At 66.7% G+C, this 26,506-nt stretch carries 27 protein-coding genes; all 27 read left to right on the top strand.

The window, feature by feature from the left end; all coding sequences use genetic code 11:
• The first annotated feature begins 564 nt into the window (after window positions 1-564).
• Complete coding sequence (gene pstS / locus BRAS3809_RS06940; RefSeq protein ID WP_008961377.1) at window positions 565-1,575, top strand: phosphate ABC transporter substrate-binding protein PstS; 1,011 nt, start codon at window positions 565-567, stop codon at window positions 1,573-1,575.
• Between the two features lie 94 nt (window positions 1,576-1,669).
• Window positions 1,670-2,668: a phosphate ABC transporter permease subunit PstC gene (gene pstC / locus BRAS3809_RS06935; protein WP_035655622.1), complete on the top strand. Its 999-nt coding sequence runs from the start codon at window positions 1,670-1,672 to the stop codon at window positions 2,666-2,668.
• A 4-nt stretch (window positions 2,669-2,672) separates the two neighbouring features.
• A complete protein-coding gene (pstA, locus tag BRAS3809_RS06930) occupies window positions 2,673-3,548 on the top strand; it encodes a phosphate ABC transporter permease PstA (RefSeq protein WP_008961375.1) in 876 nt (291 codons plus the stop codon).
• Complete coding sequence (gene pstB / locus BRAS3809_RS06925; RefSeq protein ID WP_035655619.1) at window positions 3,545-4,366, top strand: phosphate ABC transporter ATP-binding protein PstB; 822 nt, start codon at window positions 3,545-3,547, stop codon at window positions 4,364-4,366. Before pstA ends, pstB begins: the two co-directional genes overlap by 4 nt.
• Before the next feature lie 30 nt (window positions 4,367-4,396).
• Window positions 4,397-5,113, top strand: a complete 717-nt coding sequence (gene phoU / locus BRAS3809_RS06920) for a phosphate signaling complex protein PhoU (protein ID WP_008961373.1) — start codon at window positions 4,397-4,399, stop codon at window positions 5,111-5,113.
• A 16-nt stretch (window positions 5,114-5,129) separates the two neighbouring features.
• Window positions 5,130-5,837: a phosphate regulon transcriptional regulator PhoB gene (gene phoB / locus BRAS3809_RS06915; protein WP_008961372.1), complete on the top strand. Its 708-nt coding sequence runs from the start codon at window positions 5,130-5,132 to the stop codon at window positions 5,835-5,837.
• A gap of 146 nt (window positions 5,838-5,983) precedes the next feature.
• Entirely contained in the window at window positions 5,984-7,300 is a 1,317-nt protein-coding gene (locus tag BRAS3809_RS06910) for a trypsin-like serine protease (protein ID WP_008961371.1), read from the top strand.
• A 175-nt stretch (window positions 7,301-7,475) separates the two neighbouring features.
• Window positions 7,476-8,573 carry a HoxN/HupN/NixA family nickel/cobalt transporter gene (locus tag BRAS3809_RS06905; RefSeq protein WP_008961370.1) on the top strand — a complete coding sequence of 366 codons (1,098 nt, stop codon included), beginning with the start codon at window positions 7,476-7,478 and terminating at the stop codon, window positions 8,571-8,573.
• 23 nt (window positions 8,574-8,596) lie between these two features.
• Window positions 8,597-9,613, top strand: a complete 1,017-nt coding sequence (locus BRAS3809_RS06900; protein ID WP_008961369.1) for an NADH-quinone oxidoreductase subunit B family protein — start codon at window positions 8,597-8,599, stop codon at window positions 9,611-9,613.
• Entirely contained in the window at window positions 9,610-11,049 is a 1,440-nt protein-coding gene (locus BRAS3809_RS06895; protein ID WP_008961368.1) for a nickel-dependent hydrogenase large subunit, read from the top strand. Before BRAS3809_RS06900 ends, BRAS3809_RS06895 begins: the two co-directional genes overlap by 4 nt.
• Window positions 11,050-11,274: 225 nt before the next feature.
• A complete protein-coding gene (locus BRAS3809_RS06890; RefSeq protein WP_008961367.1) occupies window positions 11,275-12,372 on the top strand; it encodes a hydrogenase small subunit in 1,098 nt (365 codons plus the stop codon).
• A 21-nt stretch (window positions 12,373-12,393) separates the two neighbouring features.
• Window positions 12,394-14,184, top strand: a complete 1,791-nt coding sequence (locus tag BRAS3809_RS06885; protein WP_008961366.1) for a nickel-dependent hydrogenase large subunit — start codon at window positions 12,394-12,396, stop codon at window positions 14,182-14,184.
• 12 nt (window positions 14,185-14,196) lie between these two features.
• Complete coding sequence (gene cybH, locus BRAS3809_RS06880) at window positions 14,197-14,940, top strand: Ni/Fe-hydrogenase, b-type cytochrome subunit (RefSeq protein ID WP_035655617.1); 744 nt, start codon at window positions 14,197-14,199, stop codon at window positions 14,938-14,940.
• A gap of 11 nt (window positions 14,941-14,951) precedes the next feature.
• The gene (locus BRAS3809_RS06875; protein WP_008961364.1) at window positions 14,952-15,536 is read left to right on the top strand and encodes a HyaD/HybD family hydrogenase maturation endopeptidase; all 585 of its coding nucleotides are present in this window, start codon (window positions 14,952-14,954) and stop codon (window positions 15,534-15,536) included.
• Between the two features lie 23 nt (window positions 15,537-15,559).
• Entirely contained in the window at window positions 15,560-15,850 is a 291-nt protein-coding gene (locus BRAS3809_RS06870; RefSeq protein WP_008961363.1) for a HypC/HybG/HupF family hydrogenase formation chaperone, read from the top strand.
• A gap of 236 nt (window positions 15,851-16,086) precedes the next feature.
• The gene (locus BRAS3809_RS06865) at window positions 16,087-16,533 is read left to right on the top strand and encodes a thioredoxin domain-containing protein (protein WP_008961362.1); all 447 of its coding nucleotides are present in this window, start codon (window positions 16,087-16,089) and stop codon (window positions 16,531-16,533) included.
• On the top strand, window positions 16,530-17,393 hold the full coding sequence (locus BRAS3809_RS06860; protein ID WP_008961361.1) for a hydrogenase expression/formation protein: 864 nt from the start codon (window positions 16,530-16,532) through the stop codon (window positions 17,391-17,393). Before BRAS3809_RS06865 ends, BRAS3809_RS06860 begins: the two co-directional genes overlap by 4 nt.
• On the top strand, window positions 17,390-17,602 hold the full coding sequence (locus tag BRAS3809_RS06855) for a rubredoxin (RefSeq protein ID WP_008961360.1): 213 nt from the start codon (window positions 17,390-17,392) through the stop codon (window positions 17,600-17,602). Before BRAS3809_RS06860 ends, BRAS3809_RS06855 begins: the two co-directional genes overlap by 4 nt.
• Window positions 17,599-18,090, top strand: a complete 492-nt coding sequence (gene hybE, locus BRAS3809_RS06850; protein ID WP_008961359.1) for a [NiFe]-hydrogenase assembly chaperone HybE — start codon at window positions 17,599-17,601, stop codon at window positions 18,088-18,090. Before BRAS3809_RS06855 ends, hybE begins: the two co-directional genes overlap by 4 nt.
• Complete coding sequence (locus BRAS3809_RS06845) at window positions 18,087-19,190, top strand: nickel-dependent hydrogenase large subunit (protein ID WP_008961358.1); 1,104 nt, start codon at window positions 18,087-18,089, stop codon at window positions 19,188-19,190. Before hybE ends, BRAS3809_RS06845 begins: the two co-directional genes overlap by 4 nt.
• A complete protein-coding gene (hypA, locus tag BRAS3809_RS06840; RefSeq protein ID WP_035655611.1) occupies window positions 19,183-19,524 on the top strand; it encodes a hydrogenase maturation nickel metallochaperone HypA in 342 nt (113 codons plus the stop codon). The genes BRAS3809_RS06845 and hypA overlap by 8 nt, the downstream gene beginning before the upstream one ends.
• Window positions 19,524-20,498: a hydrogenase nickel incorporation protein HypB gene (gene hypB / locus BRAS3809_RS06835; RefSeq protein ID WP_035655610.1), complete on the top strand. Its 975-nt coding sequence runs from the start codon at window positions 19,524-19,526 to the stop codon at window positions 20,496-20,498. Before hypA ends, hypB begins: the two co-directional genes overlap by 1 nt.
• Entirely contained in the window at window positions 20,495-22,753 is a 2,259-nt protein-coding gene (gene hypF, locus BRAS3809_RS06830) for a carbamoyltransferase HypF (protein WP_008961355.1), read from the top strand. Before hypB ends, hypF begins: the two co-directional genes overlap by 4 nt.
• A complete protein-coding gene (locus tag BRAS3809_RS06825) occupies window positions 22,753-22,989 on the top strand; it encodes a HypC/HybG/HupF family hydrogenase formation chaperone (protein ID WP_035655598.1) in 237 nt (78 codons plus the stop codon). Before hypF ends, BRAS3809_RS06825 begins: the two co-directional genes overlap by 1 nt.
• Window positions 22,986-24,113: a hydrogenase formation protein HypD gene (gene hypD / locus BRAS3809_RS06820; protein ID WP_008961353.1), complete on the top strand. Its 1,128-nt coding sequence runs from the start codon at window positions 22,986-22,988 to the stop codon at window positions 24,111-24,113. Before BRAS3809_RS06825 ends, hypD begins: the two co-directional genes overlap by 4 nt.
• Window positions 24,110-25,150 carry a hydrogenase expression/formation protein HypE gene (hypE, locus tag BRAS3809_RS06815; protein WP_008961352.1) on the top strand — a complete coding sequence of 347 codons (1,041 nt, stop codon included), beginning with the start codon at window positions 24,110-24,112 and terminating at the stop codon, window positions 25,148-25,150. The genes hypD and hypE overlap by 4 nt, the downstream gene beginning before the upstream one ends.
• 2 nt (window positions 25,151-25,152) lie before the next feature.
• On the top strand, window positions 25,153-26,506 hold a 1,354-nt coding region (locus BRAS3809_RS06810; RefSeq protein ID WP_035655623.1), incomplete at its 3' end, for a sigma-54-dependent transcriptional regulator.

The raw sequence follows: 26,506 nt of genomic DNA, 5'->3' as shown, positions 1-26,506 counted from the left end.
TCGTCATTCAGGGGGCATGATCGACGCATCACTCGGGCACCACGTGCCGCGAGAAGGTCCCGTCATGTTCCGGTGTGCAAATGTGCCCACCAGGTCCTCCGTCGTCGTCCCGGCCTCGCGCCGGGACCCATAACCCCAGGGAGATGTGCGAGGCACGATGGCCGACCGATCGCGCCCAGCCATATCCGCCGCGGCGCATGGGTCCCGGCTCAAGGCCGGGACGACACCGAATAGGACGTGCGCATCTCGGCAAATCCGCCGGGAAAGATGCCCGATCGAGAGTGTCGTGAGCCGCCGCAAGTTGACGACGACACTCCATCATACCGCTCGGAACCGGCGTGAGCACCGCTCTCTCACGCAGGATGTCGGAGCCTCGCAAAACACCTCCAGATCGACCGTAGAAATTCGGGATGAAGTCGAATTTTCAATTCTTATCAATGCTTTGCGGCTGTCATCCAGCTGTCATCGAACCTTTATAAAAGCCACACCGAGGCCCCGTAAAGCGGCCCGGGAAGCGCAATCGGGTGCAAATGGCGCTTCGCTTCCCAAGCATGGAGACCAGCTATGAATTTCGTCAAAGCTATCGTCGCTGCCGGCTTGGTCGCCGCATCGACGTCGGCATTCGCTGCCGACATCACCGGCGCGGGCGCGACGTTCCCGTTTCCGATCTATTCGAAGTGGGCGGACGCCTACAAGAAGGAGACCGGCAACGGTCTGAACTACCAGTCGATCGGTTCCGGCGGCGGCATCAAGCAGATCCAGGCCAAGACCGTGACCTTCGGCGCCACCGACGCGCCGCTCAAGGCCGAGCAGCTCGACAAGGACGGCCTGGTGCAGTGGCCGATGGTGATGGGCGGCATCGTGCCGGTCGTCAACCTCGAGGGCGTGAAGCCGGGCGAGATGGTGCTGGATGGCGAGACGCTCGCCAACATCTATCTCGGCAAGATCACCAAGTGGGATGACGCCGCGATCAAGAAGCTGAATCCCAGCGTCAAGCTGCCGAGCGAAGCGATCGCCGTCGTCCGCCGCTCCGACGGTTCGGGCACGACCTTCAACTTCACTTATTATCTCTCCGAGGCGAGCGCCGACTGGAAGAGCAAGATCGGCTTCAACACCGCCGTCGAATGGCCGGTCGGCGTCGGCGCCAAGGGCAATGAGGGCGTGTCGGGCAACATCAGCCAGACCAAGAACTCGATCGGCTATGTCGAATACGCCTATGCCAAGCAGAACAAGCTGACCTACACCGGCATGGTGAACAAGGCCGGCAAGACCGTGCAGCCGACCGTCGAGGCCTTCCAGGCCGCGGCCGCGAATGCCGACTGGGCCAAGGCTCCGGGCTACTACGTGATCCTCGCCAACCAGCCCGGCGACAAGTCCTGGCCGATGACGGCGGCGACCTTCATCCTGATGCACAAGGAGCCGACCGACAAGGCGGCGTCCGCCGAGGCCATCAAGTTCTTCAAATGGTCGTTCGAGAAGGGCGGCAAGATGGCCGAGGAGCTCGACTACATCCCGATGCCCGACAGCGTCGTGAAGCTGATCGAGAAGACCTGGTCGGCCGACATCAAGAGCTGACATCGACGACGAATTCCCCTCTCCCGGGGTGCCGGGGGAGGGGACGCTATCGGGGTCAGGCGTGTCAAAAAAACAGGGGGCAGAATTGGCAGAAATGGCGGTTCAGACCGAAGTCAGCGATATCGCGGCTGCTGCCGGGCCCTATGACCGGGCGCGCGCGCTCAGCGCTTTCAAGCTCGGCGATGTGACGTTCTACTGGATCACCCGCCTGTCTGCGATTTCGGTCCTCCTGATCCTCGGCGGCATTATCATATCGCTCATCATCGGCGCCTGGCCGGCGATGAAGGCCTATGGCTTCGAATTTCTGGTGACCAAGCGCTGGGCGCCCTCCGCCGATCCGCCGGTGCTCGGCGCGCTCGGCCCGATCTACGGCACGCTGGTCACGTCCTTCATCGCGATGCTGATCGCCATTCCGGTCGGTCTGGGCGTCGCGATCTTTCTCACCGAGTTGTGCCCGCAATGGCTGCGCCGCCCGATCGGCATCGCCATCGAGCTGCTCGCCGGCATTCCCTCGATCATCTACGGCATGTGGGGCTTCTTCGTGCTGGGCCCGTTCCTGGCCTATACGTTCCAGCCGTTCATGATCAGCCTCTGCGCCAATATCCCGGTGTTGCAGGACATCTTTGCCGGCCCGCCGTCCTATCTCAGCCTGTTCAACGCTTCGTTGATCCTGGCGATCATGGTGCTGCCCTTCATCACCGCGATCTCGGTCGACGTGTTCAAGACGGTGCCGCCGGTGCTGAAGGAAGCCGCCTACGGCGTCGGCTGCACGACCTGGGAGGTCGTCCGCAGCGTCGTCATCCCTTATACGCGGGTCGGCGTCATCGGCGGCGTCATGCTGGCGCTGGGCCGCGCGCTCGGCGAGACCATGGCGGTGACCTTCATCATCGGCAACTCGTTCAGGATCTCGTCCTCGATCTTCGCGCCGGGCACCACGATCTCGGCGGCGATCGCCTCCGAGTTCCAGGAGAGCGACGGCCTGCACCAGTCCAGCCTGATCCTGCTCGGCCTCCTGCTGTTCGTTCTGACGTTCTTCGTGCTCGCCGCAGCCCGGCTGATGCTGATGCGGCTCGAGACCAAGGCGGGGAAATAAGCTCATGACCGCCGTCGACGTTCAGCCCACCCCCGTCAATCCGATCTACACCCGCCGGCGCCGCACCGACATCGTGGTTCGCGCGCTTTGCTTTGCTGCCGCCGCGTTCGGCGTCACCTGGCTGGCGCTCATCCTGTTCACGCTGTTCTACAACGGCCTCGCCGGTCTCAGCCTGCAGGTCTTCACCGCCGACACGCCGCCGCCGGGCTCCAGCGACGGCGGCCTGCGCAACGCCATCGTCGGCTCGGTGATCATGACCATCATCGGCGTCGGCATCGGCGCGCCGCTCGGCCTGTTTGCCGGCACCTATCTCGCCGAATACGGCCGCAACGACAAGCTGACCTCGGTCATCCGCTTCATCAACGACATTCTGCTGTCGGCGCCCTCGATCATCATCGGCCTGTTCATCTATGGCGCGGTGGTGGTGCCGATGGGCGGCTTCTCAGCCTTCGCCGGCTCGCTCGCGCTGGCCGTGATCGTGATCCCTGTCGTGCTGCGCACCACCGAGGACATGCTGCTGCTGGTCCCCAATCCCCTGCGTGAGGCGGCCTCGGCGCTCGGCCTGCCGCGCTCGCTGGTGATCCGCCGCATTGCCTACCGCGCCGCGCGCTCCGGCCTGATCACCGGCGTCCTGCTGGCGACCGCCCGGGTCGCCGGCGAAACCGCCCCGCTGCTGTTCACCGCGCTGTCGAATCAGTTCTGGAGCCTGAGCCTCAACAAGACGATGGCCAACCTGCCGGTGACCATCAACAACTTCGTCCAGAGCCCCTATGCCTACTGGAAGCAGCTGGCCTGGAGCGGCGCCCTTCTCATCACTCTGACCGTCCTGGCCCTGAACATCGGCGCGCGCATCCTTGGTGCCGAGAGGAGCTCGAAATGACCGACATGTCCGTATCCGTGAGCAGCCCGACGGCCGCCATTCCTCCGAAGTCGCTCCCCGAGGCGCCGGCCAAGGTGACCGCGCGCAATCTCAACTTCTATTACGGCGATCACCACGCGCTCAAGAACATCAATCTCGCGCTCGGCACCAACCGGGTGACCGCGTTCATCGGCCCGTCCGGCTGCGGCAAGTCGACCTTGCTGCGCATCTTCAACCGGATGTACGATCTTTATCCGGGCCAGCGCGCGGTCGGCCAGCTGATGCTGGACAACACCAACATCCTCGACCCCAAGCTCGACCTCAACCTGCTGCGCGCCCGGGTCGGCATGGTGTTCCAGAAGCCGACGCCGTTCCCGATGACGATCTACGAGAACATCGCGTTCGGCATCCGACTCTACGAGAAGATCTCGAAGTCCGAGATGGACGACCGCGTCGAGAAGGCGCTGCGCGGCGGCGCGCTGTGGAACGAGGTCAAGGACAAGCTCAACGCGTCGGGCCTGTCGCTGTCCGGCGGCCAGCAGCAGCGCCTGTGCATCGCCCGCACCGTGGCGGTCCGGCCGGAGGTGATCCTGTTCGACGAGCCGTGCTCGGCGCTCGATCCGATCTCGACCGCCAAGGTCGAGGAACTGATCCAGGAGCTCGCGGAGAACTATACGATCGCGATCGTCACCCATAACATGCAGCAGGCGGCGCGCGTCTCCGACAAGACCGCCTTCATGTATCTCGGCGAGTTGATCGAGTTCGACGAGACCAGCAAGATCTTCACCTCGCCGAGCGATCGGCGGACCCAGGACTACATCACCGGCCGGTTCGGCTGACGCCGACGACATTGCCTTCAGGAGATCATCATGGCCAGTGAACATACCGCCAAGGCGTTCGACAGCGATCTGCAGGACCTGACCCGGCTGGTGTCGGAGATGGGCGGCCTTGCCGAGCGGCTGATCGTCGATTCCGTCGACGCGCTGGTGCGGCGCGACGTGGCGCTTGGCCAGAAGGTGGTCGCCGCCGACGCCGAGGTCGACAAGCTGCAGCGCACCATCGAGGAGCGCGCGGTGCTCACCATTGCACGCCGCCAGCCGATGGCCGTCGACCTGCGCGAGATCGTCGGCGCGATGCGTGTCGCCACCGATCTGGAGCGCATCGGCGACCTCGCCAAGAACATCGGCAAGCGCGTCGCCGCGCTGGAGAGCGACTTCCATCCGCTCAAGCTGATCCGTGGCCTGGAGCACATGACCGACCTGGTGCAGTCGCAGGTCAAGACGGTGCTGGACGCCTACGCCGCGCATGATCTGCCGGCGGCGATGACGGTGTGGAAGGGCGACGAGGAGGTGGATGCGATCTGCACCTCGCTGTTCCGCGAGCTCCTGACCTACATGATGGAAGACCCGCGCAACATTTCGTTCTGCATCCATTTGATGTTCTGCGCCAAGAACATCGAGCGGATGGGCGACCACGCCACCAACATCGCCGAGACGGTGTTCTATATGATCGAGGGCCAGCAGATCATGGACAAGCGCCCGAAGGGCGACATGACCAGTTTCGCGGCCACGATCCCCGGCAACTGAGAGAAACGGGTCAGACATGAGCGCGCGAATTCTGGTGGTTGAGGACGAGGAGGCGCTGACGACGCTGCTGCGCTACAACCTCGAGGCCGAAGGCTACGAGGTCGAGACCGTGGCGCGCGGCGACGAGGCCGATACGCGGCTGAAGGAGCGCATTCCCGATCTGGTCGTGCTCGACTGGATGCTGCCGGGCCTCTCCGGCATCGAGCTGTGCCGGCGGCTGCGGGCGCGGACCGAGACCAAGCAGCTGCCGATCATCATGCTCACCGCGCGCGGCGAGGAGAGCGAGCGCGTGCGCGGGCTCGCCACCGGCGCCGACGACTACATCGTCAAGCCGTTCTCGGTGCCGGAGCTTCTGATGCGCGTGAAGGGCCTGCTGCGGCGCGCCAGCCCGGAGCGGCTCGCGACCGTCCTGGCCTATGGCGACATCGAACTCGACCGCGAGAAGCGCCGCGTGGCGCGCTCCGGCCGGCCGATCGATCTCGGTCCGACCGAGTACCGCCTGCTCGAGTTCTTCCTGGAGCATCCCGGCCGCGTGTTCAGCCGCGAGCAGCTGCTCGACAGCGTCTGGGGCCGCGACATCTATATCGACGAGCGCACCGTCGACGTGCACATCGGCCGGCTGCGCAAGCTGCTCAACCCCGGCCGCGAGCAGGACCCGATCCGCACCGTGCGCGGCGCCGGCTATGCACTGGATGACCGGTTCGCCAAGAGCGAGCAGGCGTGAGGAGGACCGAAGCGTGAGGGCCGACGAGGCGTGACGCGCCGGCGGTCCCGATTATGGAGATCGCGGTCCGCTTTCCGCCACGCCGTCGCCGTCTTGATCGAGTCTGCTGAAGAGCCCGTCACCATGTTTCGGCCCAGCGGACGCCCTTGATCAAGACCATCCTCATATGTCTGGCCGTGCTGTTCGGCAGCGCGGCGAGCGCCTCCGCCGCCGAGCTCGAGGAGGCCGTCGCGGCGGCCGGCAATGGTCAGCACGCCATCGCGCTGCGCCGCCTGCTGCCGCTGGCCGCCAGAGGCGATGCGCGGGCGCAATTCGACGTCGGCTTCATGCAGGCCTTCGGCTGGGGCCAGCCGCGCAACCCGGTCGAGGCGCTGGCCTGGTACCGCAAGGCTGCCGATCAGGGCCTCGCCGTCGCCCAGCACTATCTCGGCATCGCCTATGTCAACGGCGAGGGTGTGCCGAGCAACTACGGCGAGGCCGGCCGCTGGTTCAGCCGTGCCGCGGCGCAGGGCTTCGCCCAGTCGCAATACATGCTCGGCCTGATGATGCTCGACGGCCGCGGCGTGCAGCAGGATCCCGTTCAAGGCTACGCCTGGCTGGTGATGGCCGGCCGCAACGGCGTGCGCTCCGCCGGCCGCGACGTGCAGCGGGTCAGGCTGAGCAAGGCGCAGCGCGCCCAGGCCGAGACGGTGATCGCGAGCTGGAAGCCGAAATTCGAATCGGCCGATGCCGGCGTGGCAGGTCCGCGTGCCGAGCAGTTGCTCGGTCTCGACCGACACATCGGCGAGGTCGTCGATCCGACCTCGTGGCCGGCGTCGTCGATCGGCGTGGTCACGGTCGCGCAATACGCGACCGGCGGCTGGTGCACCGGCACCTTGGTGGCGCCGCGCGTGGTGCTCACCGCCGCGCATTGCGTGTTCAGCGGCATCGCGCAGGTCAGCCCCGGCAATGTCCGCTTCCTCGCCGGCATGAACCGCGGCACACCCGCCGCCTCGTCGGCCGCCGAGCGGCTGATCGTGGCGCCCGACTTCGTCCCGACACAGCACGACAAATGGTCGCTCGATCGCTCGCCGGCCGATTGGGCGCTGATCATCCTGAAGGATGCGCTGCCCTCGAGGCCGGTCGCGGTGAAGGCCGTGAGCCGCGAGGAGCTCGCGGCCGCGACCAGGGCCGGCACGATCTCCGAGATCGGTTACGGCCAGGAGCGGCGCTATTCGCCGACCGGCCAGCGCAATTGCACCGCCGGCATGACCAAGGACGCGAGGCTGCTGACCGTGCATTGCCTCGCCAATTTCGGCTATTCGGGGTCCCCCATCCTCGCCGAGATCGGCGGCGAGCCGGCCGTGGTCGGCATCTTCTCGGCGTTCCACGAGGAGACCCGGCTGATGTTCGCCGCACCCGCGAGCCAGTTCGAAGCCACGGTGCGGCGCGAGATCGCGGCGCAGAGCGCGTCGGCTCGGTGAGAGGGGGGGAGAGGTCGCCAGCCGCTGGTCAATGTTTGTGCGCGACCGGATAGCGGATTGCCAACGGACCGGGCCGGTCCGGGACGCGCGCTCCGCGGACGGTTGGATTCGCAGCGACTTTCGGCGGTGACCACCGCTCTTGCCGAATGGCGCGGGTCTTGCTCTCTTGGTGAGTATGACAATTTTCCCAATTGATCATCCTCACCCCGCCCGCCGGGTTCCAGCCTGGCTGACCAGCAGGTCCGGCGGCTCGACCGCGGCGCTGCTCGCCGGCCTCGTGATCGCCAATGCGCTCGCCTGGGCCTGGGCTTTCGCGCTGTACGCCGAGCGGCCGGCGATCGTCGGCACTGCGCTCTTGGCCTGGCTGCTCGGCCTGCGCCACGCCGTCGACGCGGACCATATCGCCGCGATCGACAATGTCGTGCGCAAGCTGGTGCAGGATGGCGACCGGCCGCGCGCCGCGGGACTGTACTTCGCGCTGGGGCATTCGAGCGTCGTCGTCATCGCGACCATCGTGGTCAGCCTCGTGGCCGGCGCCGACCTGTTGCGCGAGGACAGCACGATCCGGGCGATCGGCGGCACCATCGGCACGTCGGTCTCGGCAGGCTTTCTGCTGCTGATCGCCGTCACCAATCTGGTCCTGTTCGTGAACCTCTGGCGCCGCCCGGCCCATCCGAACGCCGATGGCTCCGTTTTGGGGGGCGGCGTTCTGCTTCGCCTGCTGCGGCCGGTACTCCGCATCGTCTCGCGCGCCTGGCACATGTACCCGCTCGGCTTCCTGTTCGGCCTGGGCTTCGACACCGCCAGCGAGATCGGGCTCCTCAGCCTGTCGGCGACCGAGGCGGCGCGCGGGGCGAGCGTGGCGCATGTGCTGGTGTTCCCGGCGCTGTTCGCGGCGGCGATGGCGACGGTGGACACCGCCGACAGCCTGCTGATGGTCGGAGCCTATCGCTGGGCGCTCACCGATCCCGCGCGCAAGCGGCGCTACAATCTGGTGATCACCGGCGCCTCGGTCGCGATCGCGCTGGTGATCGGCGGCGTCGAGGCGGTCACGCTGCTGGCCCCGCGGCTCGGCCTCACCGCCGGTGGGGCCGATGCGGTGGCGGCGCTCGGCGATGATGTCGGCAGTCTCGGGATTGTCGCGATCGGGCTGTTCGGCATGATCTGGGCGGGCGCCGTGCTGCTCGGCCGTCGCCGGAGCGGTTCCGCGGACGTATCGGCCGAGGCGCTTGCCAGCGTTTGCGCCGGAGCGTTAAACCCGACGGCGAAGTAGGGCGGAACGCGCGGTTGCGGATGATGGCCGGTTCGGAGGACATGACCAGGATGCTGTGGCTGCAGGGCGCGAGCTGCGGCGGCTGCACCATGTCGATCCTGGAGAGCGGTGCGTCCGGCTGGTTCGACGAGCTGCGCCAATCCGGCATCGACCTGATCTGGCATCCCTCCGTCAGCGAGGAGACCGGCGACGAGGTCGTCGACCTGCTCGAGGCGATCCGCGACGGCCGCGAGCGGCTCGATCTGCTGGTGCTCGAAGGCTCGGTCGCCCGCGGTCCGCATCTGAGCGGTCGCTTCAACATGCTCGCCGGCACCAATCGCTCGATCTACCACTGGCTGCTCGATCTCGCCCCGCTCGCCGACTACGTCGTCGCGGTCGGCAGCTGTGCCGCCTATGGCGGCATTCCTGCGGCCGGGATCAATCCGACCGATGCCGTCGGCTTGCAGTTCGAGGGCAGCGATCCAGGCGGTGCTCTCGGCGCGGGTTTCCGATCGAAGCGCGGGCTGCCTGTGATCAATGTCGCCGGCTGCGCGCCGCATCCCGGCTGGATGATGGAAACGCTGCTGGCGCTCACATCAGGCGATCTCATCGCCGACGGCCTCGACGCCGTGGGCCGTCCGACCTTCATCGCCAATCACCTCGCCCACCACGGCTGCTCGCGCAATGAGTTCTACGAGTTCAAGGCGAGCGCGGAAACGATGTCGGAGCGCGGCTGCCTGATGGAGCATCTCGGCTGCCGCGCGACGCAGGCCGTCGGCGACTGCAACCAGCGCTCATGGAACGGCGGCGGCTCCTGCACCAAGGGCGGCTATGCCTGCATCGCCTGCACCTCGCCCGGCTTCGAGAGTGCGCAGAACTATCTGCAGACGGCCAAGCTCGCGGGCATTCCGGTCGGGCTTCCGACCGACATGCCCAAGGCCTGGTTCGTCGCGCTCGCGGCCTTGTCGAAATCGGCGACGCCGCGGCGGGTGCGCATGAACGCGACCGCCGATCACGTCGTCGTGCCGCCGAGCCGGTCCGGCGACAAGCGCAGCTCATGACGCGGATCACGGTCGGCCCATTCAACCGCGTCGAGGGCGATCTCGAGGTCCGGCTCGACATCGACAGCGGCCGCGTCGCGCGGGCCGAGGTCACCGCGCCGCTGTACCGCGGCTTCGAGCAGATCCTAGAAGGGCGCCCGCCGCTCGACGCCCTGGTGATCGCGCCGCGCATCTGCGGCATCTGCTCGGTGTCGCAATCGATCGCCGCCGCGGCCGCGCTGCGTCAGGCGATGGGCGTGGTCGCGGCGCCGAATGGTGTGCTCGCGACCAACATCGCCCACGCGGCTGAGAATGCCGCGGATCACCTCACGCACTTCTACATCTTCTTCATGCCCGACTTCGCCCGCGAGGCCTACGCATCCCACCCGTGGCACGGCGCGGCGGCCGAACGCTTCACCGCGACGAAGGGATCTGCCGCGCGCGAGGCGCTGCCGGCGCGGGCTCGGCTGCTGGAGATCATGGGCGTGATCGCCGGCAAATGGCCGCACAGCCTCGCCTTCCAGCCGGGCGGCACGACGCGTGCGATCGAACTCGGCGAACGCGTCCGGCTGAATGCGATCGCCGCCGCGTTCCGCGGCTTTCTCGAGCGCGTGGTGTTCGCCGACAAGCTCGAACACGTGCTCGCGCTGTCGACACCGGACGAACTCGACCGATGGCGCGACGGCCGCGGCGGCGACTTCGCGCAGTTCCTGCGCATCGCCGACGCGCTCGATCTGGCGCGCCTCGGTCCGGGCCCCGGCTTGCTGATGAGCTTCGGCGCGTATCACGATGCTGACGGCGCGCGCTTCCGCGCTGGGCTTCGCAGCAGCACTGGGACGATCGACGCGCTGCCGTCGGACCAGATCACGGAGGATGTGTCGCACGCCTGGATGCGCGAGACGTCGCTCGATCCGGCCGAAAGCCGCACGGAGCCGGATGCCGACAAGACGGATGCGTACAGCTGGTGCAAGGCGCCGCGGCTCGCGGGCGAGCCGGTCGAAGTCGGGGCGATGGCGCGGCAAGCCGTGCACGGACAGGCCCTGATCACGGCATTGCTTGCCGACAGCGGCAGCAACGTCCGCAACCGCGTCATCGCCCGCTTGATCGAGACGGCGCAGCTTGCGGTCTCGATCGAAGGTTGGATCAAGGCGCTGCGTCTGAACGAGCCGTTCTGCGAGACCAGCGGCGAGGCGGCCGACGGCAACTATGTCGGGCTGGTCGAGGCTGCGCGCGGCAGTCTCGGCCACTGGCTCGCGGTGCGCTCCGGCCGCATCGCGCGCTACCAGATCATCGCGCCGACCAGCTGGAACTTCTCACCGCGCGATGCCGCCGGCATCGCCGGTCCGCTCGAACAGGCGCTGGTCGGCACGGAGGTCGGCGACGCCGGCGCACGTGCCGTCAGCATTCAGCACGTCGTGCGATCGTTCGATCCTTGCATGGTCTGCACTGCGCATTGAGCATCGCGCGGCTGAGCGGAAACAAGCTTATCGGGTGCAAAGCTTGTGATTTCCGTTTCCCGCCGGAGATCGCGGTTTGATATGCGCATTGAACGCAAGCCCCGACTCCAACTCTCTGGAATCATTATGATTCAAATCCGGCAATGATGCTGGCCCGCATCTTGCTGTCCTCTTCCGCCAGATCGCGATCGGATGATCGCCAACGCGATATCAGGGGGAGGACTCATGGGCGCGACGACGGAAACTTTTTATAGCGTGATCCGGCGCCAGGGCATCACGCGGCGCAGCTTTCACAAATTCTGCAGCCTCACCGCGACGAGCCTCGGCCTCGGACCGCTGGCGTCCGCGCGCATCGCCAATGCGCTGGAGACGAAGCCGCGCACGCCGGTCATCTGGATGCACGGCCTGGAATGCACCTGCTGCTCGGAGAGCTTCATCCGCTCGGCGCATCCGCTGGTGAAGGACGTCGTGCTGTCGATGATCTCGCTCGACTATGACGACACCATCATGGCCGCGGCCGGCCAGCAGGCCGAGGAGATCCTCGAAGAGACCCGTGCGAAGTACAAGGGCCAGTACATCCTCGCCGTCGAGGGCAATCCGCCGCTCAATGAAGGCGGCATGTTCTGCATCGACGGCGGCAAGCCCTTCGTCGAAAAACTGAAGGTGATGGCCGAGGATGCCATGGCGATCATCGCCTGGGGCGCCTGCGCGTCCTGGGGCTGCGTACAGGCGGCGAAGCCCAATCCGACGCAGGCCACGCCGATCGACAAGGTCATCACCAACAAGCCGATCATCAAGGTGCCGGGCTGCCCGCCGATCGCGGAGGTCATGACCGGCGTCGTCACCTTCATCACCACCTTCGGCAAGCTGCCCGAGCTCGATCGCCAGGGCCGGCCGAAGATGTTCTACTCGCAGCGCATCCACGACAAATGCTATCGCCGGCCGCATTTCGATGCTGGCCAGTTCGTCGAGGAGTGGGACGACGAGGCCGCGCGCAAGGGCTATTGCCTCTACAAGATGGGTTGCAAGGGCCCGACCACCTACAACGCCTGCTCGACGGTGCGCTGGAACGGCGGCGTGTCGTTTCCGATCCAGTCGGGCCATGGCTGCATCGGCTGCTCCGAGGACGGCTTCTGGGACAAGGGCTCGTTCTACGACCGGCTCACCACGATCAAGCAGTTCGGCATCGAGCGCAACGCCGACCAGGTCGGCATGGTCGCGGCGGGAACGGTGGGTGCGGCGGTTGCGGCGCATGCCGCGGTCACGGCCGTCAAGCGGCTCGCGACCAAGCGCGACGACGCTAACGCCAAGCAAGATCATTAAGTCAAGTCAGGGCAGGCAACGATGGGCATCCAGACTCCCAACGGCTTCAATCTCGACAATTCCGGCAAGCGCGTCGTCGTCGATCCGCTGACGCGCATCGAAGGCCATCTGCGCGTCGAGGTGAACGTCGATAGCAACAACGTGATCCGCAACGCGGTCTCGACCGGCACGATGTGGCGCGGCATCGAGACCATCCTGCGCAACCGCGATCCGCGCGACGCCTGGGCGTTCACCGAGCGGATCTGCGGCGTCTGCACCGGCACGCATGCGCTGACCTCGGTGCGCGCGGTGGAGAACGCGCTGGGGATCATGATCCCCGACAATGCCAACTCGATCCGCAACATCATGCAGCTCTGCCTGCAGGTGCACGACCATCTCGTTCATTTCTATCATCTGCATGCGCTCGACTGGGTGGACGTGGTCTCCGCGCTGAAGGCCGATCCCAAGGCGACCTCGGCGCTGGCGCAGTCGATCTCGGACTGGCCGCTGTCGTCACCGGGCTATTTCAAGGATCTGCAGATCCGGCTGACCAAGTTCGTCGAGTCCGGCCAGCTCGGCCCCTTCAAGAACGCCTATTGGGGCCACGCGGCCTACAAGCTGCCGCCGGAAGCGAATCTGATGGCGGTCGCGCATTATCTGGAAGCGCTGGATTTCCAGAAGGAGATCGTCAAGATCCACACCATCTATGGCGGCAAGAACCCGCATCCGAACTGGCTGGTCGGCGGCGTGCCCTGCGCGGTCAATGTCGACGGCACCGGTGCGGTCGGCGCCATCAACATGGAGCGGCTCAACCTCGTCTCCTCGATCATCGACCGCTCCATCGAGTTCGTGCAGAAGGTTTATCTGCCCGACGTCGTGGCCATCGGCTCGTTCTACAAGGACTGGCTCTATGGCGGCGGTCTCTCCGGCAAGAGCGTGATGTCCTATGGCGACATTCCGGAGAACGCCAACGACTATTCGGCCAGGAACCTCAAGCTGCCGCGTGGCGTGATCCTCAACGGCAATCTCAACGAGGTGCTGCCGATCGACCACGGCGATCCCGAGCAGATCCAGGAGTTCGTCACGCATTCCTGGTACAAATATCCGGACGAGAGCAAGGGCCTGCATCCCTGGGACGGCGTGACCGAGCCGAACTACCAGCTCGGCCCGAACGCCAAGGGCACCAAGACCGACATCAAGGAGCTCGACGAGGGCGGCAAGTACTCCTGGATCAAGGCGCCGCGCTGGCGCGGCAACGCGGTCGAGGTCGGGCCGCTGGCGCGCTACATCATCGGCTATGCGCAGAACAGGCCGGAGTTCAAGGAGCCGACCGATAAGCTCCTGAAGACGCTGAACCTGCCGATGACGGCGCTGTTCTCGACGCTCGGCCGCACCGCGGCGCGCGCGCTGGAGTGCGACTGGGCCGCAACGCAGATGCGCTACTTCCAGGACAAGCTGGTGGCGCGCATCAAGGCCGGCGATTCGTCTACCGCCAATGTCGAGAAGTGGAAGCCGGAGGGCTGGCCCAAGGAGGCCAAGGGCTACGGCTTCACCGAGGCGCCGCGCGGCGCGCTCGCGCACTGGATCAAGATCAAGGACACCAAGATCGACAACTACCAGTGTGTGGTGCCGACCACCTGGAACGGTTCGCCGCGGGATCCCAAGGGCAATATCGGCGCCTTCGAGGCGTCGCTGATGGATACGCCGATGGCGGATCCGGAGAAGCCGCTGGAGATCCTGCGCACGATCCATTCGTTCGATCCGTGCCTCGCGTGCTCCACCCACGTGATGAGCCCGGACGGCCAGGAAATGGCGACGGTGAAGGTCAGGTAGCAGGAGAGCGCCATGATGGATGCGGTTGCACGTCCCGCGGAGACCGAGACGAACCTTGCCGCGATCGCGGCCGACGCCGCCGGCGAGTACGCCGTCGGCCGGCCCACGGTCTACGTCTACGAAGCCCCGGTGCGGATCTGCCACTGGGTCAACGCGTTCGCGATCGTCGTGCTGATGGTCACCGGCTATCTGATCGGCACGCCGCTGCCGACGGTGGAAGGCGAAGCGTCGGGCAGCTTCGTGATGGGCTACGTCCGGTTTGCGCATTTCGCGGCCGGGCAGGTGCTGGCGGTGTTCTTCCTCGCCCGCATCCTCTGGGCGTTCGTCGGCAACCACCACTCCCGGCAGATCTTCTACATTCCTGTGCATCGCAAGCAGTTCTGGAAGGAAGTGCTGCACGAGATCCGCTGGTATGCGTTCCTGGAGCGCGAGCCGAAGATGTATGTCGGTCACAATCCGTTGGCGCAGACGGCGATGTTCACCGGTTTCACGCTGTTCGTCACCTTCATGATCGTCACCGGCTTCGCACTCTATTCGGAAGGCGAGGGCATCGACAGCTGGCAGCACAAAGCGTTCGGCTGGGTGTTCTCGATCTGGCCGAACAGCCAGGACGTGCACACCTGGCATCATCTCGGGATGTGGGCGCTGGTCATGTTCGTGATGGTGCACGTCTATGCCGCCATTCGCGAGGACATCATGTCCCGCCAGAGCATCATCTCCTCGATGATATCAGGCGAGCGGCAGTTCCGCGAATAGGAGAGCAGCGCATGGCCGAGGCGAAGCTGGAGCGGATCCTGGTGCTCGGGATCGGCAATATTCTTTGGGCCGACGAAGGGTTCGGCGTGCGGGTGGTGGAAGAGTTCCACCGCCGCTACGCCGTGCCCGACAATGTCACGATTCTCGACGGCGGCACGCAGGGGCTCTACCTCGTCAACTATGTCGAGGAGGCCGACGGCCTGATCGTGTTCGACGCGATCGACTACGGTCTTGCGCCGGGCGAACTCAAGCTGGTCCGCGACGACGAGGTGCCGCGCTTCACCGGCGCAAAGAAGATGAGCCTGCACCAGACCGGCTTTCAGGAGGTGCTGAGCGCGGCCGACCTGCTCGGCCGCTATCCGCAGCGCCTCGCGCTGATCGGCTGCCAGCCGCTCGATCTCGAGGACTGGGGCGGGCCGCTGACCGCGCCGGTGCGCGCCCAGATCGCTCCGGCCATCGAACTGGCGTGCGCCGTGCTCGCCGAATGGGGCGTCTCGGCTGTGTTGCGCCCCGAGCCGCTCGCCGGCGACGCGCGGCTGCTGGCCAACGACCTCGATCACGCCAGCTATGAGCTGCACGTCGACCCGGCTGAATAGCCGGCGCCGCGGAGGAGACGATCATGTGTCTGGGCTTGCCGATGACGATCGTGGAGACCGACGGCGTCTCGGCCCTGTGCCGCTTCGACGGCGAGGAGCGCCGCGTTTCGGTGCTGCTGCTGTCGAACCCGCCGGTTGGCGCGAAGGTGCTGGTCTATCTCGACAACGCGGTGCGCCTGCTCGACGACGCGGAGGCGCGGCTGATCGGCGACGCCTTGCGTGGGCTGCAAGCCGCGATCAACGGCGAGAACTGCGATGACTTCTTCGCCGATCTCGTCGGGCGGGAGCCGGAGCTGCCGGAGCATTTGCGCTAGAGCTTGCCGGGGCGATCCCTGTCGGCAGAGACTGGAAATTTAGTTTCCATAAGACAAGAAACTTGCCATGCTTTGTCTGGAAACTGACTTTCCCATCTTCTTACTGAAATCTTAAGAGCCGAAAAATCCGCATTGAAACCAGTTGCTTATATAGGCAGGCGCGGTGTCGGCGTCTGGCACGTTGATTGCTGACCCGTATGCCGACGCAAACGATAAATGGTCAGGGAGGGACATCCATGGAGATGCTGCAGCGGGACGGCGCGCGCAGGACACGCGGGCTGCCGGAGGTCGATACCGGCTCGGTCGATGCTTTCCTGGCCAACGCGCATCGGGACGGTGCGGTCGCTGTGCTGCTGTCGGCTGGTGATCCTGCGCGGTTTCCCGAGGCGCTCGACCTCGCCATCGTGTTGCCGGAGCTGATCACGGCGTTTCAGGGCCGGCTGTGCGGCGCCGTGATCGCGCGCGAGGCGGAGGCCGAGCTTGGCGCCCGCTTCGGCGTACGGGTGCAGCCGTCGCTGATCTTCTGCCGCGGCAACGACGTGCTCGGCGTGATCGCCAAGATCCAGGACTGGTCCGTCTATGTCGACCGCATCTCCCGCCTGATCGATCGCCCTGTCGGAGCCGCCGCGACCGTCGTTGCCAGCATCGTTCCCGCGCATCAGCCTTCAGGAGTCGACCGATGAAGCCCGGATTCTGGATCGCGCCCGAAGGCGCCGAGCAGCCGGTCAGCGTGTTTCCGATCGGCGAGGAGGCTCTCAACACTCAGTACAAGGGCCTGACCGCGTCCGGCGCGTTGGCCAAGCTCGCCACGCTGGACTCCGAGGAGCTGGCGCGCAGCTGCCCGCGCGCGGTCGAGCTGCTGTCGACGATCGCCGCGGCGATCGCGGCGCAGACCGCCGATGGGCCGACGCAGCTGTTCCGGCTCGAAGGCCTCAACGATCTCGAGCGCCGGCTGATCGACGACGTGCTCGGAGAAGGTGAGGTCGCGGGCGTCGTGGCGCTCCCCGACGGCTCGCTCGCGCAGATCCAGGAATCCGTGCTCGCGGGGATCTGGCGGGTCCGGCTCGAGCGCGACGAGAGCCACGACTATATCGAGATCGGGGCCGTGCCCGAGATCGTCGCGCGCGCCGCGATCGATCTCACGGCCGATGACGTCGTCATCGGGCCGGCGCCGGAGGGCACGATGAATGCGTTGCCGGTACTGGCCGAGATCCGCGAGCGCGCGCTCGCCTGGCGGCCGGGCCAGCGCTCGCAGACGATCAACTTCACGCTGCTGCCGATGAGCCCTGTCGACATGAGCTTCCTGCAGGAGACGCTCGGCAACGGTCCGATCCAGCTGATGTCGCGCGGCTACGGCACCTGCCGCGTGCTCGCGACCGGCGTGCGCCATGTCTGGTCGGTGCAGTTCTTCAATGCGATGGATACGATCATCCTCGACACGCTCGAGGTCGGCGGCGTGCCGGTCGTTGCGCTCGCCGCGCCGGAGGATTTCGAGGATTCGGCCGAGCGCCTCAAGCAGATCATCGAGGCCTACTTCACATGAGCGGCGGGTTCGAGAATTTCGGCGTCCGCAGCGATCTCGCCGACGAGGTGACGCTGGAGTGCGGCATCTGCTGGACGCGCTATGATCCCGCCGAGGGCGATGGCGTCGCGCAGATCGCGCCGGGCACGCCATTCTCGGCGCTGCCCGAGGACTGGCACTGTCCGAATTGCGATGCGCCGAAGGCCAAGTTCATGGTGGTCGAGTCATGAGCGCGGCCGCAGCCGGGCAGGAGACGGATGATCTTGCGCCGGCCGTTTGGGGCGATCGGCTCGCCGCCGTCTATCGCGAGATCGCCGATCGCGCGATGCGTGGCTTGCCGATCTATCACGATGGGCTTGAGGTCGAGGCCATCGGCTTCAGCAACGTTCATGGGCGCACGATCGGCATCATCGTCACGCCCTGGTTCATGAACGTGATCACGCCGGCCGGGCAGGGCGACGTCGGATCATCGCTCGAGATCGCGCTGCCTGCCGGGGCGTTCGCGTTCACGGTCGGCGATGTCGCCGGCGTGGGTCGCATCGCGAGTTGCTCGCTGTTCTCACCGATGTCCGAATTCGAGGACATGGCGGCCGCGCGCATCGCGGCCGAGGCCGCGCTTGGGGCAATGCTGACCGCGCCCGAACACGAGGCCAACGTCGCGCGCGCCATCGATCGCCGCTCGCTGCTGCGCGGCACCTTCTCGGAGCGTCGCGCATGACGCTCGCCTTCCGCAACCGCATCGACGTGACGCTGTCGGTTGCCGACCGGCGCATCACCTGCGTCGACATTCAGCCGCGCACGCGGCCGCCGCTGGGGCGCCTCGCGGCCGGGAAGCCGGTCGAGACGCTGCTGGCGGCGTTGCCCCGGCTGTTCTCGCTCTGCGCCACGGCGCATCAGGTCGCGCTGCTCACGGCGGTCGAGGCCGCGCGCGGCCAGCCGGCGGCGCCATTGACGCGGCATCGCCGCATCAAGGCCGTGCTGGCCGAGCGCGTCGCCGAACTGCTGCGCGGACTCCTGCTCGGCCCGCTCGCCGGTGATCGCGGCACGCTGCCGACAGCTCAGCGGCTGTTGCAGGCGGTCGCGTGTCTGCAGCAGCAGTCGCGCGGCGAAGGGCCCGGACCGTCCCGCGCGGAAACCTTGTCGCAGATCAAGATGGCCCTGGGGGAGCTCGGGATAGGCTCTGCGGCGGAGAGCTTCGCGCCGGGAACTCCACTCGCAAGGCTGATGGCGGCGGCCGGCAAGGCAGCCGAAAACGGAGGATGGAGGCACATGCCATCAGCGCATGGCCTGCTGTCGGCTGCTGACGACCGCGCCGTCGTCACCCGGCTGATGGAGAACGGAGCCGCATTCGCGGACGCGCCCGAACTCGACGGCCGCATTCCCGAGACGGGTGTCTGGGCGCGGCATGCGGGCCGCAGTCCGCGTCACGCGGGCCCGGCCGAGCGGCTGTCGGTCAGGATTGCAGAGCTGGCGGCGCTGGTACGCTGGATCGAGGACGGCGAGACTGAGGACGATGTCGCCGAGGAGGACCTCGTCGCCGGCTACGGCCTTGGCCCCGGCCGCGGCGCAGCGGCGGTCGAATGCGCGCGCGGCCGGCTGCATCATGTGGTCGAGCTGGATGCGCGGGGCGACATCGCGCGCTTCGAATATCTCGCGCCGACGGAGTGGAATTTCCATCCGCGCGGGCCGGTGGCGACGAGCCTCACGGGCGCCATGCTGCGCGGCGCGGAGGATCGTGACCTCGTCCACGGTATGATCGCATCGTTCGATCCCTGCGTCGGCTTCGGCCTGACCGTGCGGGAGATGGCCGATGCATGAGATGGCGCTGTGCGAAGGCATCGTCGAGATCGTCGAGGCGGAGGCGCGCAAGGGCGCGTTCTCCAAGGTGAAGACGGTCTGGCTCGAGATCGGCGCGCTCAGCCATGTCGCGCCGGAGGCGTTGCGGTTCTGCTTCGAGGCCGTGACGGCGAATACGATCGCGCGCGGTGCGGCGCTGGAGATCATCGAGCAGAAGGGCACGGCGTGGTGCCTCGGCTGCTCGCGCAGCGTCGAGATCAGCCAGCGCTATGAGGCCTGCCCCGCATGCGGCAGTCGTCAGCTGCAGGTGACGGGCGGCGAGGACATGCGGGTCAAGGAGCTGGAGGTCGAGTGATGTGTACGGTGTGCGGCTGCGGTGACGGAAAATCGTCGATCGAATCCGGTGATCATCATCACCATCACGGCGAGCACGATCATCATCATGCCCATGATCATGACCACAGCCATGATCATGCCGGGCATCATCATCACCATGGCCATCATCACCATGGTCACGACCACGATCACGGCCACCATCATCACCACCACGACGATCATGCGCATGACCAGCACGCGCACGGTGCTGCCGATCACATCGATTGCGCGGCCAATCCGGCCGGGCAGGAGATTGCGGGCCTGTCGAGCGGACGCATCATCCAGATCGAGCGCGACATTCTCGGCAAGAACAACCGCCTTGCCGCCGAGAACCGCGCGCGCTTCGCCGCGCACGACGTGCTGGCGTTCAACTTCGTCTCCAGCCCCGGCGCGGGCAAGACCTCACTGCTGGTCCGCGCCGTCTCCGATCTCAAGCAGAGCCGCCCGGTCGCGGTGATCGAGGGCGACCAGCAGACCTCGAACGATGCCGAGAGAATCCGCGCCACCGGCGTGCCGGCGATCCAGATCAACACCGGCAAGGGCTGTCATCTCGATGCGGCGATGGTCGGCGAGGCCTATGGCCGGCTGCCGTCGCTGCGCGGCGGGCTGCTGTTCATCGAGAACGTCGGTAATCTCGTCTGTCCCGCCGCGTTCGATCTCGGCGAGGCCTGCAAGATCGTGGTGTTCTCGACCACCGAGGGCGAGGACAAGCCGCTCAAATATCCCGACATGTTCGCGGCGTCCGCGCTGATGCTGATCAACAAGATCGACCTTGCGCCGGTGCTCGATTTCGATCTGGCGCAGACCATCGAATATGCCCGCCGCGTCAACCCCAGGATCGAGGTGCTGACGATCTCGGCCAGGACAGGCGAAGGCTTCTCCGCCTTCTATGCCTGGATCAGGAAACAGGCCGATCGCATCAGGGCCGGCGCGCTCGGCGCGGTGCAGGGATGAGCATGGCTGGCCCGACATTGGCGGCGGATCGCACGCGCCTCAGGCTCCGCGTGCGCGGCGCCGTGCAGGGCGTCGGCTTCCGTCCCTATGTCCATGGCCTCGCCACGCGTCACCATCTCGGCGGCTTCGTCGCCAACGACGCCCAGGGCGTCGTCATCGAGGTCGAGGGCGAGAACGTCGTGTCGTTCGTCGAGGCGCTGCCGCGGCAGGCGCCGCCCTTGGCGCGCATCGACGACATCGCCGTCGAGACGATCGCGGCCGAGGCGACGGCCGAGTTCCGGATCAGCGAGAGCGTCGGCGGACGGGTGACCACCCGGATCGTGCCGGATGCCGCGACCTGTCCGGCGTGTCTCGGCGAACTGTTCGATCCGGCCAGCCGGTTCCATCTTTATCCCTTCGTCAACTGCACCCATTGCGGACCGCGCTTCACCATCGCCGAGCGGTTGCCTTACGATCGCGCGACGACCGCGATGAAGCGCTTTCCGATGTGCGAGGCTTGCCAGGCGGACTACGAGGATCCGAGCAGCCGCCGCTTCCATGCCGAGGCGATTTCCTGCCCGGCCTGCGGGCCGCGTCTCAGCCATGATGTCGCGGAGATTGCAGTGGCGCTCGCGGGCGGCCAAATCGTCGCCATCAAGGGGCTCGGCGGCTATCAGTTGCTCTGCGACGCGCGCGACGAGCGCGCGGTGCAGCGGCTGCGCGCGCGCAAGCAGCGCGACGGCAAGCCGTTCGCGGTGATGCTGGCCGATGCCGCTGCCGCGACCGAGATGGCCGTGATCGATGTGGCCGAACGTGCACTGCTGGAGCAGGTGGCGCGGCCGATCGTTCTGCTGCGCTCGCGCCAGCGCCTTGCGCCCTCGGTGGCTCCCGGCCTTGCCAAGGTCGGGGTGATGCTGCCGGTCGCGCCGCTGCATCATCTGATCTTCGACGCTCTGCGTGCGCATGGCGGCGACGGCGCCTCGGCGCTTGTGTGCACCAGCGCCAATCCGAGCGGCGAGCCGTTGCTGACCGACAACCACGAGGCGCTCACCGATCTCGCCGGCATCGCGGACCTGATCGTGACGCATGACCGCGACATCGTCATCCGGGCCGACGACTCCGTGGTCGCCATGGTGGCGGGCGCGCCGCGCTTCATCCGCCGTGCGCGCGGCTATGTCCCTGAGCCGATCCGCCTGCCGCGCGCTCTGCCGCCGGTGCTCGCCGTCGGCGCGCATCTCAAGGCGACGGTCACCGTGATCCGCGGCGACGAAGCATTCGTGTCGCAGCATCTCGGCGATCTCGACACGGCGGCCGCGATTCGCTTCTTCGAGGAGACGATCGCGCATCTCACCTCCATCCTCGACGTCTCGCCCGTGCTGATCGCGCACGATCTGCATCCAGACATGGCCTCGACGCGCTTTGCGCACGGCCTCGGCCTGCCGACATTCGCCGTGCAGCATCATCATGCGCATGCCGCCTCGGTCATCGCCGAGCACGGCCTGCGGGAGCCGGTCCTCGCGGTGGTGCTCGACGGCTATGGTTACGGCAGCGACGGCAGCGCCTGGGGCGGCGAGTTGCTGCTGTGCGAGGGGGCCGGCTTCCAACGTCTCGGCCATCTGGCGCCGCTGAAGTTGCCGGGCGGCGATCGCGCCGCGCGCGAGCCGTGGCGGATGGCGGCCGCCGTGCTGCACGATCTCGGGCGTGACGCCGAAATCAGTGTGCGTTTCCGGGGGCAGCCGCAGGCGCGCCATCTGCCGATGCTGCTCGACCGCGTCGATGTGCCCGTTACGACCAGCGCCGGGCGGCTGTTCGATGCGGTGGCGGGATTGCTTGGACTCAGCACGGCCCAGAACTATGAGGGAGAGGTGGCGATGAAGCTCGAGGCGCTGGTCCGAGCGCCGGCGTTGCTGCAGCATGGCTGGACCATCGTCGATGGCGTGCTGTCGCTGCGTCCGCTGCTCGCGCATCTCATTGCCAGCGACCTCGATCAAGCCGAAGCCGCCGGTCTTTTTCATGGGACATTCGCTGCGGCCTGCGTCGACTGGATTGCGGCAGCATCCCGGGCGACCGGTGTCAGCACCGCCGTGCTGAGCGGCGGCTGTTTCCTGAATGCGCATCTGGCGGAGCAGATCACGAGCGGCTGCCGTGCCGCCGGCATCGATGCGCGGCTGCCGCGCCGTCTGCCGCCGAACGACGGTGGCCTGAGCCTGGGGCAGGCCTGGATCGCCGGCCTGCAACTGTTCGATAAGAACAACAAGTCTGGAGGGATCGTCTGATGTGCCTGGCCATTCCCGCCGAGGTGATCAAGCTGCTGCCTGACGACATGGCGATCGTGTCGATCGACGGCGTCAGTAAGGAGGTCTCGGTCGCGCTGATCGAGCAGATCGCGGTCGGCGACTACGTCATCCTTCATGTCGGCCATGCGCTGACCAAGATCGATCCGGAGGAGGCGCGCGAGACGCTCGACTTGCTCCGGCAGATGGGCGCGGCAGCCGCGGAGGTGGGACCATGAAATATGCCGACGAGTTTCGCGACAAGGAGCTCGCCATCGGGCTCGCGCGCGCCATCCGCGCCAAGGCCGATCCGGCCCGCGCCTATCGCTTCATGGAGTTTTGCGGCGGGCACACCCACGCGATCGCGCGCTATGGCCTGGAGGACATGTTGCCGGAGAACGTGCGCATGATCCATGGTCCGGGTTGTCCGGTCTGCGTGCTGCCGGCGGGACGCATCGACATGGCGATCGCGCTGGCCGAACGGCCCGAGGTGATCCTCTGCGTCTATGGCGACCTGATGCGTGTGCCCGGCTCGCGCGGATCGTCGCTGCTCAAGGCGAAGGCGCGTGGCGCCGACATCCGCATGGTCTATTCGACCCTCGATGCGATCGCGCTGGCCGAGCAGAATCTGGCCCGCGAGGTGGTGTTCTTCGCCATCGGCTTCGAGACCACGACGCCGCCGACGGCGGTGATGATCCGCGCCGCGGAGAAGAAGCAGCTCGCCAATTTCAGCGTGTTCTGCAATCACGTGCTGACGCCGCCGGCGATGCGCGCGATCCTCGACAGCGACACGCCGATCGAGATCGACGGCTTCGTCGGTCCGGCCCATGTCTCCACCGTGATCGGCACCGAGCCCTACGCACCGTTCGCGCGCGACGATCGCAAGCCGGTGGTGATCGCCGGATTCGAGCCGCTCGACATGATGCAGGCGATTCTGATGCTGATCGAGCAGGTCAATGACGGCCGCCACCAGGTCGAGAACCAGTATCGCCGCGCCGTCAACGGCAGCGGCAATCAGCGTGCGATCAGGGAAGTGACCGAGATCTTCGAGCTGCGTGACCAGTTCGAGTGGCGTGGCCTCGGCAGCATTCCGTCGAGTGCGTTGAAGCTGCGTCCCGCCTTCGCGCATCTCGATGCCGAGCTGCGCTTTGCCATGCGTGAACTGGTCGTCGCCGACAATCCGGCCTGCGAATGTCCCGCCATTCTGCGCGGGCTGAAGAAGCCGGTCGACTGCAAGCTGTTCGGCACCGCCTGCACGCCGGAGACGCCGATCGGCTCCTGCATGGTGTCGTCGGAAGGCGCCTGCGCGGCGCATTGGACCTATGGCCGCTTTCGCGACCATCAGCGGAGGCTCGCGTCATGAGCGTGCATCAGCGCCGGCTCGATCTGAAGAACGGCTGCGTCGACCTGTCGCACGGCGCGGGCGGCCGCGCCATGGCGCAGCTGATTTCCGGCCTGTTCCACGAGGCGTTCGGCAATGAATGGCTGGCGCGCGGCAACGACCAGTCGGCCTTTGACGTCGCCGCGGGACGCATGGTGATGACCACCGACGGCTATGTCGTCTCGCCGCTGTTCTTCCCCGGCGGCAATATCGGCACGCTCGCCGTGCACGGCACGGTCAACGACATCGCCATGGCTGGGGCTGTGCCGCTGTATCTCTCGGCGAGCTTCATCATCGAGGAGGGCTTTCGCTTCGCCGACCTGAAGCGGATCGCCGACGCCATGGGGGAGGCAGCGCGCGAGGCGGGAATTGCCATCATCACGGGCGACACGAAGGTGGTCGAGCGTGGCAAGGCCGATGGCGTGTTCATCTCCACCGCCGGCGTCGGCGTTCTCCCCAAAGGGCTCGATCTCTCCGCCGACAAGGCGCGACCGGGCGATCGCGTGCTGCTGTCCGGCAGCCTCGGCGATCATGGCGTGGCGATCATGTCGAAACGGCAGAACCTGACCTTCGACACCGAGATCGTCTCCGACTCCGCCTCGTTGCACGGCCTCGTCGCCCAGATGGTGGCCGCCGGCGGCCACGGCATCCGGCTGATGCGCGATCCGACGCGCGGCGGGCTCGCGGCGACGATGAACGAGATCGCCCAGCAGTCCAATCTCGGTTTCCGGCTGCAGGAGGAGGCGATCCCGGTGAAACCAGCGGTCGCCGCCGCCTGCGAGCTGCTCGGGCTCGATCCGCTGCATGTCGCCAACGAGGGCAAGCTCGTCGCAGTGGTCGCGCCCGAGGTGGCCGGTGCCGTGCTGGCCGCGATGAGGGCGCATCCGCTCGGACGTGATGCCGCCGATATCGGCGAGGCCGTCAGCGACGATCATCGCTTCGTCCAGATGGCGACGAGCTTCGGCGGCGGCCGCATCGTCGACTGGCTGTCGGGCGAGCAGCTGCCGCGGATCTGCTAGGGATGGGGATCCAGGGAACCATATTGGTCGTCGACGACGAGATCCGGTCGCAGGAGGCGCTGCGCCGCGTCCTCAACCAGGATTTCGAGGTGCTGTGTGCCGGCAACACCGCCGATGCCGAGAAGCTGCTCGAAGGCGAGATCGTTCATGCCGTGATCTGCGACCAGCGGATGCCGCAGGAGTCCGGCGTCAGCTTCCTGAAGCGCGTGCGCGAGCTGTGGCCGGATCCGGTCAGGATGATCATCTCGGGCTATTCGGACTCCGAGGACATCATCGCCGGTCTCAACGAGGCCGGCATCTACCAGTACATCACAAAGCCCTGGCAGCCGGACCGCCTGATCGAGATCGTCCGCGAGGCCGTGCAACTCTACCGTCTGCAGAAGGAGACCGAGACCGCCGGCGTCGACGTCAAGGCGACGCCCGAGCACATCAAGAAGGTCGTCTCGGTCAAGCGCGGTGCGGCGAAGAAGCTGTATGATTTCGACCGCATCGTACATTCGGCGGCGAGCCCGATGCGCAACGTGATCGAACTCGGCCGCCGCGCCGCGGACTATGACATCTCGGTTCTGATCACCGGCGAGTCCGGCACCGGCAAGGAGCTGCTGGCGCGCGCCATCCACTACGGCTCCGGCCGCGCCAGCAAGGCGTTCGTGGTCGAGAACTGCGGCGCGCTGCCGGACGAGCTGCTCGAGAGCGAGCTGTTCGGCTGCAAGAAGGGCGCGTTCACCGGCGCCTATCAGGACCGCATCGGCCTGTTCGAGGTCGCCGACGGCGGCACCATCTTCCTCGACGAGATCGGCGAGACGTCGCCGGCTTTCCAGGTGAAGCTCCTGCGCGTGCTGCAGGAGAGCGAGATCCGGCCGCTCGGCGCCCAGCGCGTGCGCAAGGTCGACGTGCGCGTGGTCGCCGCCACCAACAGGGACCTCGAAGCCGAGGTCGAGGCTGGCCGCTTCCGCCGCGACCTGTATTACCGGCTCGCCGCGTTTCCGGTGCACATGCCGTCGCTGCGCGAGCGGCCGATGGACATTCCCCTGATCGCCGAGGGCGTGCTGTCGGCGGTGAAGACGTCGTTCAACCGGCCGCACCTGCGCTTCGCGCCGGCGGCGCTCGACGAATTCTCGAAGTATCACTGGCCAGGCAATGTCCGCGAGCTGCAGAACGAAATCCAGCGCATGGCGGTGCTCGCCGACGCCGACGAGCTGCGCTGCCCGCCCTTTTCCGGCCGGCGCAGCGCCCGCCGTGCGGCGCCCGCCGCGGTCGGCGGCAAGCTGAACGGCAGCGGCAGCCTCAAGGATCGGGTCGAAGATCTGGAAAAGGCCATCATTGTCAGCTGCCTCGAAAAATACGAGGGTAACA

This window comes from Bradyrhizobium sp. STM 3809 (assembly GCF_000239795.1).
Lineage (GTDB): Bacteria > Pseudomonadota > Alphaproteobacteria > Rhizobiales > Xanthobacteraceae > Bradyrhizobium.
The sequence above is the reverse complement of the archived record's forward strand: the minus strand, read 5'-3'. Positions and strand labels throughout refer to the sequence as shown.

Excerpts from the sequence above, each read along its gene's own strand:
- pstS (WP_008961377.1), top strand. The coding sequence starts at position 565 with ATGAATTTCGTCAAAGCTATCGTCGCTGCCGGCTTGGTCGCCGCATCG.
- pstC (WP_035655622.1), top strand. The coding sequence starts at position 1,670 with ATGGCGGTTCAGACCGAAGTCAGCGATATCGCGGCTGCTGCCGGGCCC.
- pstA (WP_008961375.1), top strand. The coding sequence starts at position 2,673 with ATGACCGCCGTCGACGTTCAGCCCACCCCCGTCAATCCGATCTACACC.
- pstB (WP_035655619.1), top strand. The coding sequence starts at position 3,545 with ATGACCGACATGTCCGTATCCGTGAGCAGCCCGACGGCCGCCATTCCT.
- phoU (WP_008961373.1), top strand. The coding sequence starts at position 4,397 with ATGGCCAGTGAACATACCGCCAAGGCGTTCGACAGCGATCTGCAGGAC.
- phoB (WP_008961372.1), top strand. The coding sequence starts at position 5,130 with ATGAGCGCGCGAATTCTGGTGGTTGAGGACGAGGAGGCGCTGACGACG.
- BRAS3809_RS06905 (WP_008961370.1), top strand. The coding sequence starts at position 7,476 with ATGACAATTTTCCCAATTGATCATCCTCACCCCGCCCGCCGGGTTCCA.
- BRAS3809_RS06900 (WP_008961369.1), top strand. The coding sequence starts at position 8,597 with ATGGCCGGTTCGGAGGACATGACCAGGATGCTGTGGCTGCAGGGCGCG.
- BRAS3809_RS06895 (WP_008961368.1), top strand. The coding sequence starts at position 9,610 with ATGACGCGGATCACGGTCGGCCCATTCAACCGCGTCGAGGGCGATCTC.
- BRAS3809_RS06890 (WP_008961367.1), top strand. The coding sequence starts at position 11,275 with ATGGGCGCGACGACGGAAACTTTTTATAGCGTGATCCGGCGCCAGGGC.
- BRAS3809_RS06885 (WP_008961366.1), top strand. The coding sequence starts at position 12,394 with ATGGGCATCCAGACTCCCAACGGCTTCAATCTCGACAATTCCGGCAAG.
- cybH (WP_035655617.1), top strand. The coding sequence starts at position 14,197 with ATGATGGATGCGGTTGCACGTCCCGCGGAGACCGAGACGAACCTTGCC.
- BRAS3809_RS06875 (WP_008961364.1), top strand. The coding sequence starts at position 14,952 with ATGGCCGAGGCGAAGCTGGAGCGGATCCTGGTGCTCGGGATCGGCAAT.
- BRAS3809_RS06870 (WP_008961363.1), top strand. The coding sequence starts at position 15,560 with ATGTGTCTGGGCTTGCCGATGACGATCGTGGAGACCGACGGCGTCTCG.
- BRAS3809_RS06865 (WP_008961362.1), top strand. The coding sequence starts at position 16,087 with ATGGAGATGCTGCAGCGGGACGGCGCGCGCAGGACACGCGGGCTGCCG.
- BRAS3809_RS06860 (WP_008961361.1), top strand. The coding sequence starts at position 16,530 with ATGAAGCCCGGATTCTGGATCGCGCCCGAAGGCGCCGAGCAGCCGGTC.
- BRAS3809_RS06855 (WP_008961360.1), top strand. The coding sequence starts at position 17,390 with ATGAGCGGCGGGTTCGAGAATTTCGGCGTCCGCAGCGATCTCGCCGAC.
- hybE (WP_008961359.1), top strand. The coding sequence starts at position 17,599 with ATGAGCGCGGCCGCAGCCGGGCAGGAGACGGATGATCTTGCGCCGGCC.
- BRAS3809_RS06845 (WP_008961358.1), top strand. The coding sequence starts at position 18,087 with ATGACGCTCGCCTTCCGCAACCGCATCGACGTGACGCTGTCGGTTGCC.
- hypA (WP_035655611.1), top strand. The coding sequence starts at position 19,183 with ATGCATGAGATGGCGCTGTGCGAAGGCATCGTCGAGATCGTCGAGGCG.
- hypB (WP_035655610.1), top strand. The coding sequence starts at position 19,524 with ATGTGTACGGTGTGCGGCTGCGGTGACGGAAAATCGTCGATCGAATCC.
- hypF (WP_008961355.1), top strand. The coding sequence starts at position 20,495 with ATGAGCATGGCTGGCCCGACATTGGCGGCGGATCGCACGCGCCTCAGG.
- BRAS3809_RS06825 (WP_035655598.1), top strand. The coding sequence starts at position 22,753 with ATGTGCCTGGCCATTCCCGCCGAGGTGATCAAGCTGCTGCCTGACGAC.
- hypD (WP_008961353.1), top strand. The coding sequence starts at position 22,986 with ATGAAATATGCCGACGAGTTTCGCGACAAGGAGCTCGCCATCGGGCTC.
- hypE (WP_008961352.1), top strand. The coding sequence starts at position 24,110 with ATGAGCGTGCATCAGCGCCGGCTCGATCTGAAGAACGGCTGCGTCGAC.